6 protein-coding genes, 1 other RNA gene and 1 pseudogene are annotated in these 9217 nt (G+C 72.8%); 3 read left to right on the top strand and 5 right to left on the bottom strand.

What is annotated here, in order from left to right:
• Positions 1-301: 301 nt before the first annotated feature.
• The 5 genes and pseudogenes from ITI46_RS31280 to ITI46_RS31265 all read right to left on the bottom strand — a co-directional run bounded on the left by ITI46_RS31280 (position 302) and on the right by ITI46_RS31265 (position 5569).
• The gene (locus tag ITI46_RS31280; protein WP_209243307.1) at positions 302-886 is read right to left on the bottom strand and encodes a dihydrofolate reductase family protein; all 585 of its coding nucleotides are present in this window, start codon (positions 884-886) and stop codon (positions 302-304) included.
• Between the two features lie 1537 nt (positions 887-2423).
• Positions 2424-2840, bottom strand: an RNA gene (gene rnpB, locus ITI46_RS31275) — RNase P RNA component class A.
• A 50-nt stretch (positions 2841-2890) separates the two neighbouring features.
• Positions 2891-2986, bottom strand: a complete 96-nt coding sequence (locus tag ITI46_RS36150; protein ID WP_372452111.1) for a hypothetical protein — start codon at positions 2984-2986, stop codon at positions 2891-2893.
• A gap of 233 nt (positions 2987-3219) precedes the next feature.
• Positions 3220-4242: pseudogene (locus ITI46_RS31270) on the bottom strand (alpha-hydroxy-acid oxidizing protein); the annotation flags it as partial.
• Positions 4243-4762: 520 nt separating this feature from the next.
• Positions 4763-5569 (bottom strand): SDR family oxidoreductase, encoded by an 807-nt coding sequence (locus ITI46_RS31265; protein WP_247746877.1) that lies wholly within the window; start codon positions 5567-5569, stop codon positions 4763-4765.
• 156 nt (positions 5570-5725) lie between these two features.
• On the opposite strand from ITI46_RS31265, the gene ITI46_RS31260 reads away from it, so the two are divergent.
• The 3 genes from ITI46_RS31260 to ITI46_RS31250 form a co-directional block, all read left to right on the top strand.
• Positions 5726-7051, top strand: coding sequence for a multidrug effflux MFS transporter (locus tag ITI46_RS31260; RefSeq protein WP_209243306.1), 1326 nt, complete (start codon positions 5726-5728; stop codon positions 7049-7051).
• Positions 7033-8205 carry a serine hydrolase domain-containing protein gene (locus ITI46_RS31255; RefSeq protein WP_209243305.1) on the top strand — a complete coding sequence of 391 codons (1173 nt, stop codon included), beginning with the start codon at positions 7033-7035 and terminating at the stop codon, positions 8203-8205. The genes ITI46_RS31260 and ITI46_RS31255 overlap by 19 nt, the downstream gene beginning before the upstream one ends.
• 55 nt (positions 8206-8260) lie before the next feature.
• On the top strand, positions 8261-9217 hold a 957-nt coding region (locus tag ITI46_RS31250; RefSeq protein WP_209243304.1), incomplete at its 3' end, for a small ribosomal subunit Rsm22 family protein.

Raw genomic sequence — 9217 nt, 5'->3', positions numbered from 1 at the left:
CCTCCCAGGCCCCACCCAGACCGCCGAGCAGCCGATCCCGACCCGCCACCCAGGTCTCGACCCCTGACGGCGGCCGTTACGCCGCAAGCGGGGCTGGGGCAAGATGGTCGCCGTCGTCGTCATCGTTGTGACCGCGCTCTGGTACCTGCTCCTCATCGCCGCATCTTTCGGGTAACCGTCCATCGCGGCAAATGAACCCCGACACGACCCGCGCGTGCTCAGGACCACCTCCGCGCGGGCGGACGGATGAAGTCGGTCCGTCCGCTGTCTGAAGCGGGCAGACCATCGGCTCGGTGCCTGCTCATCGGCGGGCGTAGTGCGCGATGATCACGCCCTTGCCAGTGGTGACGCTCCGGGTGAGCTCGAACTTGGTCAGCGGGGCCGGGCCCTCGAACAGCCGGGCGCCGCTGCCAAGGGTCAGCGGATGGATCAGCAGCGTGTAGTAATCGATCAGGCCGGCGGCGTGCAGACTTCGTACCAGCGACGCGCTGCCGTTGATCGACAGGTCGTTGCCCGGCCGGTCCTTCAGCTCTGCCGCCGTGTCGACGGCGTCGCCGCGCAACAGGATGGAGTTCTGCCAGGCGTCCACATTCTCCAGGGTCCTGGAGACGACGTACTTGGTGGCCGCGTTCATGTGCCTGGTGAACGGGTTGCCGTCGGTGGCGTGCCCCCATGCAGCGGTGAAGTCCTGCCAGGTCCGGCGGCCAAAGAGCATGTCTCCCGGCTTGGCCATGCCTGTGGCAAGCTCACGACCCATCACTTCGTCGTTGTATTGCGGGCCCCAACCGCCGTGGGAGAAGCCGCCGCGGGTGTCTTCGTCGGGGCGGCCGAGGCCTTGGACGACGCCATCCAAGGTCACGAACATCGTGGCTGTGATCGAACGCATCTGCCTTTCCTTCGGTAGGCCGGACCAGCGGGGAGCAGCCCGGTCACCAACTGACCGGACGCAAAGGTAGACATTCGACGGCCGAGGAAGTCATCGCCGCACCGCGCCCCAGAAGCGTCCGGGCTGCCGAAGGCCCCATCCGGTGCCCGGCCAAGCAGCCGAAGCCGCCCCGAGAGGCGCTGATCAGATCGTTGGCAGCGCGTAACTGGCCGTGCTGCATACCGACTTCCTGCGCAAGGCCGGGGGAGTCGGAGGAGCGGATAACGTCGGTGGCGTCTGGCAGGACCCGCCGTACTTCACCAGCGCCGAGCGCGGATGGGCCGACCCGCGATGCGTCGAGCGACCAGGAGCTGAGATCGGGCGGTGGCCCGGAGGCTGCGTATCCACAGCGTGGCTCCCCGAAGGCGGAGTCCAGCGAGGCAGTCATCCGGTGTCAGTAGAGCGTGGCGTCGTGGCCGCCCCGGGCGGGCGCCGGAGCGTCCCTTTTTCTTGCGGCTGGCGGCCTGGTTCTGTCGAAGGCCGGTGAACGGCCGCCGACCGGCCTCCCCGGGGTCGGGATGGTACGCGTGATCCTCCTGCTCAGCAGCCAGGCTGGGATCGCCTTCGGGCTGTAGCCCTTGTCGCCTACGACGTGGTCGGGCCGACGTGCGTGAACTGGGTGCAGTCGTTGGCGTTCCCGCCCGACGATGACGGCGAGCGGGCGGCCCAGGCGGCGCCCCACTTTTCGGCCCCGGCGGTGTGCCGGTGGGGGTCGAAGGTGCCGTCCTTGGCCCCACGGCGGAAAGCCTATGCAGCGTGGCCCAGGCCGTACCGGTCGAGGACGCCCCCCAGACGCAGCCGCTCCCCAACTTCGCAGCAACTCCCACTCGGCGTCCGAGAGCCCATGGCGACGTGTCACCACACCGTGCTCCACCACCGAAATCACTTCAACGACAACGCCCAGGCGCGCCCCGACCCGCATCCGCGACCCTCTGGACACAAGTGCGCCAATACGCTGGCCAAGAACGCCCATTCCTCGCCCACCAAACCGACGCCGAGCAAGGATTCACCTTCGAAACCCCAGGCCACGCCCGTGCTCCCCGCACGCGCGGGGATGGTCCCCGTGGCGCCGACGGCGGGCAACAGAGGACTGTGCCAGTTCCCAGATCCGTATGGTTCGGGCCAGATCGGGCGGCGCCCCCCCGGACGGGGCGATGAAGGCTCATCCCGCGCGACAGCGAACGGGACTCGGTGCAGTGTCGTCGTCCGGCCCAGGCGCAAGTTGGACGGTGGTTGGACGGGCGACTGGACCCGTGCATGTGCTCTGGCCAGGCGCGCTGTCACTTTGTGGCATCAGCCGGCACGAATCAGGCGCCGCCTCGGCGTACCGACTGGTCGGTTCGTGCACCGTGACCAATTCGGACCCTCGGCTCTGGCCCAGGCACTCACGATGGATTTTCCGCAGACCAGAGCGGTAGGCGCCCTGAAAGAGCGCGGGAAGGGACTCCGTCGCAGGTCACGACCCCTTCCCAGGGCGGAGCCGAGCCCCGAACGGGGGCGGACGAGTCGGCCTGTACGCCGGGTTCTGTCACCCGGCGGCCTTGCGGCTGCCGGGGTGGCGGTCATCCATCTGGGACCGGTGTTGCCACCGGCCTCGTGCGGTCTACCCGCGGACTCGGGCGGGCCGCCCTCGGTCGTCCGCGCAGGGCCGCTTCGTGGCCCCTCTTGACCTTGCTCCGGATGGGGTTTACCTAGCCGCCCAGGTCACCCTGGGCGCTGGTGGTCTCTTACACCACCGTTTCACCCTTACCGGGACCGCCCCCTGCGAGGAGCACAGCCCCGGCGGTCTGCTTTCTGTTGCACTTTCCCGCGGGTCACCCCGGGTGGGCGTTACCCACCATCCTGCCCTGTGGAGCCCGGACGTTCCTCGGCGAGGGTGCCGTGACACCCCCGACGCGACCGCCCGGCCGGCTCGTCCGCCGTGCCGCCATCGTACCGCCGGCTCGGCCGCGCCTTCCCGTCGGCTCATCGGTGCCACAGGTCGTCCGGGGACAGCTCGTCCGGGGTGCGGTGTCCGGACAGGCCCAGGGTGAGGTCGAGGTCGGCGAGGAGGGAGCGCAGTACGTGGCGTACGCCGTCCTCGCCGGCGTGTTCGGACCCGCAGGCGTTGGGGGTACCTCCCGGCCGGAGGCTGGGGGAGGCCCAGCAGCACGGCGCGGGCGCCCAGGGCGAGGGCCTTGAGGGCGTCCGAGCCGGTGCGGACACCCGAGTCGAACAGCACCCCCGAGACCGGTCCCCTCAACGGCCCGGACGATGCCGGGCAGCGCGTCCAGCGAGGCGATCGCGCCGTCGACCTGGCGTCCGCCGTGGTTCGAGACGACGATCCCGTCCATACCGGCCTCGGCGGCGCGGCGAGCGTCGTCCGGGTGCTGGATGCCCTTGAGGGCGATCGGCCCGTCCCAGTGCCGGCGCAGGAACGGCAGCCGGTCCCAGGACTTGTCCGTCCCGGCGAACATCGGCACCCAGCGCAGCACGGCCGCGCCCAGGTCCTCCTCCGGCGGGCGTTCCAGACCGGCGCGGAACGCCGGGTCGGAGAACGGGATCGCGGTGCCGACGCCGCGGATGAACGGCAGATACGCCTGGTCCAGGTCCTGCGGACGCCAGGCCGGCGTCCAGGTGCCGAGGGTGACCACGAGCGCGGTGCAGCCCGCGCGGCGCCCTCGCCGCCCGCCTCAGCGACCTGTTCGAGGGTGTGGGGACGGAGCTGTGGACAGGGCCGCCGTCAGCCCGATCGAGGCCGCAGCGCGGGCCGTCGCCGATTCGCCGTCCGGGTGCACGATCGAATGGACGCCGACGGGCGCCAGGACCACCGGCGCCGGCCTCGCGGTCCCCAGCACCGTCCTTCGCAGGTCGCGGTGGGTGGCGTCGGTCAGCATCCGCGGGATGAGGCGGTAGCGGTCGAACGCCTCCGGGTCGGCGCGGTGCGTGGCGCCGGAGCCCGCGGCCCCGGCGACGAAGCCGAAGGCCCCCGCGTCCAGCCGGCGGCCGGCCGAGGCGCCGAGCCTGGTGGCGTCGGTGGTGAACCGGGGGCCCTTCAGGCCGTGCAGGTAGATCTCGTTCTGGTACGAAGCGAAGTTCTCGGGGGCGCTGGCGCTGGCGAAGTCGGTGCGGGGCCGGTGGCGAGGGCCGCTGCGGCCGTGGTTCCGGGCGTCGGCGCGGGGCCCGCTGCGGTCCCCGTTGCGGGTGCGGGCGCGCGCGGGTGCGGACGCCGTGTCGGGTTCGGGATCGCGTTCGGCCCCGGGGCGGCTTTCGGACTCGGTTCCGTGTTCGGACTCGGGTTCGGGACCGTTTCCGGGGCTTGCCGCGGCCTCGGTCATGGGTGTAGGTGCGGGGCCGGTTGCGTGGCCGGGTGGGGTGTCGGCTTCTGGCCCGGGTGCGGTGGCGGGTCCGTGTTCGGACTCGGTTCCGCGTTCGGCCTCGGGTTCGGGACCGTTTCCGGGGCTTGCCGCGGCCTCGGTCGTGGGTGTAGGTGCGGGGCCGGTTGCGTGGCCGGGTGGGGTGTCGGCTTCTGGCCCGGGTGCGGTGGCGGGCCCGCGTTCGGACTCGGGCCCGCCTTCGGGCCCGGGCCGGGTTCGGACTCGAGTACGGGCCGGGGTTCGGGCCCGCCGGGTCCGGTTCCGCCCTCGGGCCCGGGTACGGATCCGGTCCCAGGACGGGCCCTGGCCCGGGGCGCTGTCCTGTGGCCCCGGGAGCGGTTCCCGGTGCGAGGTTCGCCGGTTGGTGTCCTGGTTCGGCCACGTGCGGGCTCCATCGCGGGTCGCTGCGCGCCGAGTGTGCTCCGCGCCGACCGCCGCCGTCGGCCACAGCCGGGACGGTGCGGGATGCGTGATCCCGGCCTCAGCCGCGGCCGATGTACGGCATCTTCGTCGCCAGCACCGTCGCGAACTGGACGTTGGCCTCCAGCGGGAGGGACGCCATGTGCAGCACGGTGCGGGCGACGTCATCCGCGTTCATCGTCGGCTCCGGCGCGCGGCTGCCGTTGGCCTGCGGGACGCCCTGGGACATGGCAGCGGTCATCTCGGTGGCGGCGTTGCCGATGTCGATCTGGCCGCAGGCGATGTCGTAGGGGCGGCCGTCCAGGGAGAGGGACTTGGTCAGGCCCGTCACCGCGTGCTTGGTCGCGGTGTAGGCGATCGAGCCGGGGCGCGGGGTGTGCGCGGAGATGGAGCCGTTGTTGATGATGCGGCCGCCCCGGGGCCGCTGGTCCCGCATCAGCCGGAAGGCGGCCTGGGCGCAGAGGAAGACACCGTGCAGATTGACATCCACGACGCCGCGCCACTCCTCGAAGGAGAGCTCCTCCAGCGGTACGGCGGGACCGAACGTGCCCGCGTTGTTGAACAGCAGGTCGACCCGCCCCTCGTGGGCGCGTACGGCGTCGAACAGCGCCGTGACCGCGGCCGGGTCCGTGACGTCCGTCGGTACGCACCGGGTGGCAGCGCCGGGGGCGAGCTGCGCGGTCTCCTCCAGCGCCTCCGGGCGGCGGCCCGCCAGCACGACCGTCCAGCCCGCGTCGGCGAGGGTGAGGGCGACAGCGCGGCCGATGCCGGAGCCCGCGCCGGTCACCACAGCGGTACCGGCGGCGCGAACCCGGGGCCCGGCGGGGCCGCCGGGGTGCCCGTGTGCCTCATGGTTCTGCTGCGTCATGAGCGCAGCGTACGTGCGGTTCCCCGATGGCCGGGAACCGCCGTCGCCGCCGGGCCCGGTGTCGTCGCCTTCGTCCGTACGGGGAACAAATGTGTGGGCCGTTCCCGGAATCCCTGGGAGAATGTTCGGGCCCGTGACAATCTCCTGGAGAGGTGCATGACCAAGCCCGGCCCCCAGCAACCGGCCGCCGTATCCGCCGACTCGCCCGAGCCCCCGTACCCCGCCGCTGAAACCGGCACGCCTCCAACGGAGTTGACGCAACCCCCGACGGAATTGACGCGGCGGCGCCGCGCCGGGCTGCTGATCACCCTCATCCTCGGCGGGCTCACCGCGCTCCCGCCCCTCTCCATCGACATGTACCTCCCGGCCCTCCCGGAGGTCAGCGGGGCGCTCCACGTGTCCGCCGCCAGCGCGCAGCTCACCCTCACCGCGTGCATGATCGGGCTGGCCGTCGGACAGCTGGTCGCCGGGCCGATGAGCGACCGCTTCGGACGGCGCCGGCCACTGCTGATCGGTATGGGCTGCTACATCGTCGCCTCCCTCGCCTGCGCGCTGGCGCCCACCGCCGCCACCCTCACCGTCTTCCGGCTCGCCCAGGGCCTCGCGGGCGCCGCCGGCGTGGTGATAGCCCGCGCCGTCGTCCGCGACATGTACGACGGGCTGGCGATGGCGCGGTTCTTCTCCACCCTCATGCTGATCTCCGGGGCCGCGCCGGTCCTCGCGCCCGTGCTCGGCGGCCAGGTGCTGCGCTTCACCGACTGGCGCGGCGTCTTCTGCATCCTCGCCGGGATCGGCCTGCTGCTCGTACTCGTCGTGGCCCGCAAGCTGCCCGAGACGCTGCCCGCCGCACGGCGCCACCGGGGCGGGCTGCCGGACGCGCTGCGCACCATGCGCGGACTGTTCGCCGACCGCGTCTTCACCGGCTATCTGCTCACCGCGTGCCTCGCCTTCGCCGCGCTCTTCTCCTACGTCGCGGCCTCGCCGTTCGTCGTCCAGGAGATCTACGGGGCCTCGCCGCAGACGTTCAGCCTGCTGTTCATGGTCAACTCGATCGGGCTGGTCGCCTTCGGACAGCTCAACGGGAAGATCCTGGTCGGCCGTGTCCCGCTGGACCGGGTGCTGGCCTTCGGGCTGTGCATGGCCGGCGCAGCCACCGTGGCGCTGCTGCTGATGACCACCGGCGTCTTCGGGCACGTCGGGCTGGTGCCGCTGGCCACCGGGCTGTGCGTCATGATGTCCGGCATGGGCCTGATCATGCCGAACGCCAACTCGCAGGCGCTGATGCGTACTCCGCACGCGGCCGGCTCGGCCTCGGCGCTGCTGGGCACCTCGCAGTTCCTCATCGGCGCCGTCGCCTCGCCGCTGGTCGGCGTCGCGGGGGAGCGAACCGCGGTGCCCATGGCGCTCGTCCAGCTCAGCGCCGTGGCACTCGCCGCATTCGCCTTCGTGGCACTCTGCCGTCCATGGCGCGTACGCGACTGAGGAGCGTGGCCTCGCTGGACGGCGCCGGGGCACGGCACCGCTTCCAGGAGAAGGCCGGGCTCGACAGCGACCAGCTGGCCGCACTGGCCGCCGACACCGACGCACTGCCCGGCGCGGGCTGGTGCGCCGGTGCCGTCGTGCTGGCCGGGCGTGGCCCGTACATCGCGCTGGAGCACGCCACCGGCTGGGCGCTGCGCTACTCCGGCTGGGACCCCGAGGCGGGGCTGCCCGTCGAACTGCCGCGCGAGAAGTGGCTTCCGGCACGGGTGGACACCGTCTTCGACCTGGCCTCGCTCACCAAGCTGTTCACCGCCGTCGCCGCGCTCCAGCAGGTCGAGCGCGGCGCACTCGACCTCGACACGCCCATCGTCGGCTACGCCGACCCGCGTGCCGGGCTCGTCACCGACCACGGCATCACCGCCCGCCACCTGCTCACCCACACCTCCGGGCTCCGTGCCGAGCTGCCGTTCTACGACTACAACACCGCCGAGCACGTCCCCCTGCTGTGGGCCGAGAAACCGCAGACCGGACCGGGCTCCACGCACCTCTACTCCGACCTCAACCTGCTGCTGCTGGAAAACGTGCTGTGGCAGGTGACGGGCCAGCAGCTGGACGCGCTCGTACGGGAGGGCATCACCACCCCGCTCGGCATGGACCGCACCCGCTTCAACCCGCCCCGCTCCTGGCGCTCCCGCATCGCCGCGACCGAGGACCAGCGCAAGCCTTGGGCCAAGGTCAACCGCGGGCTGATCCACGGCCGGGTCCACGACGAGAACGCCTACGCCATGGGCGGCGTCGCCGGGCACGCCGGGCTCTTCTCCACCGCGCGCGACCTCGCCGTGCTGTGCCGCACCCTGCTCGCGGGCGGCGCCTACGGCCCGGCCCGGATACTGGCACCCTCCTCGGTCGCCGAGCTCCTCGGGCCGCCCGGGCTCGGCTTCCGGACCGGCGCCGCCTGGTTCATGGGCGAGCTGGCCGCGCCCGGCTCCCGCGCCGCCGGGCACACCGGCTTCACCGGCACCAGCCTGGTGCTGGACCCGGCGACCGACACCTTCCTGGTGCTGCTCGCCAACACCGTCCACCCCGTACGCCGCCCTGCCGACAGCCGCCCCCGCGCCGCAGCCGCCACCCGGCTGGCCCGAGCCGTGCTGTGAGCGCCCGGGGAAGCGCCCGGGACGGTGCGGCCCGCGCTTTTCCTACACTGTCGAAGTGATCGAGCAAGAACTGCGCGGCGCGCTCGCCGCGGCGCTGGACGGGGTGCCGGCGCGGCAGGCGTCGGCCGCCGTCGAGCGGCTGATCGGCCACTACCGCGGGGAGACCCCCACCGCAGCCCCCGTGCTGCGGGACGCCGCCGACGCCGCCGCGTACGCCGCCTACCGGATGCCCGCCACCTTCGCCGCGGCCCGTGCCGCGCTGGAGGCGCTGGCCGAGCGCGCCCCGGGCTGGGCGCCCGCAGGCCAGCTGGACGTGGGCGGCGGTACGGGCGCCGCCGTGTGGGCGGCGGCACAGGTGTGGGATACGGCACGTTCCACCGTCGTCCTGGACTGGGCCGAGCCGGCGCTCGCCCTCGGCCGCCGGCTCGCGTCCGGGGTGGACGCGCTGCGCGGGGCCGAGTGGCGCCGCGGGTCGCTGCGCGGCGGTACGGCGCCCGAGTGGGAGCCCGCCGACCTGGTGACCGTCTCCTACGTGCTGGGGGAGCTCGCCGACGCCGACCGGCGTGCCGTCGTGGAGGCGGCGGCGCGTGCAGCGCGGGGTGCGGTGGTGCTGGTCGAGCCCGGTACGCCGGACGGCTATCTGCGGATCCGCGAGGCCCGTGACGCACTGATCGCCGCGGGCCTGCGGGTGCTCGCGCCCTGCCCGCACGACGCGGCCTGCCCGATCGTGACGGGGCAGGACTGGTGTCACTTCGCGGTACGGGTCGCCCGCTCCTCGCTGCACCGGCGGGTGAAGGGCGGGGAGCTTCCGTACGAGGACGAGAAGTTCAGCTACGTGGTGGCGGCTCGGGACGCGATTCCGGGCGCCCAGGGCCCGGCGCCGGCCCGCATCGTACGGAAGCCGCAACTCCGCAAGGGCCAGGTCCTGCTCGACCTCTGCGAGCCCGAACCCGGCTTGCACCGCCGCACCATCACCAAACGAGAGGGCCCCACCTATCGCGCCGCCCGCAAG

Origin of the sequence: Streptomyces oryzae (genome assembly GCF_017676365.1) — a bacterium.
In the GTDB taxonomy this organism is placed as follows: Bacteria; Actinomycetota; Actinomycetes; order Streptomycetales; family Streptomycetaceae; genus Streptomyces; species Streptomyces oryzae.
This window is presented reverse-complemented; position numbering and strand designations above follow the sequence as displayed.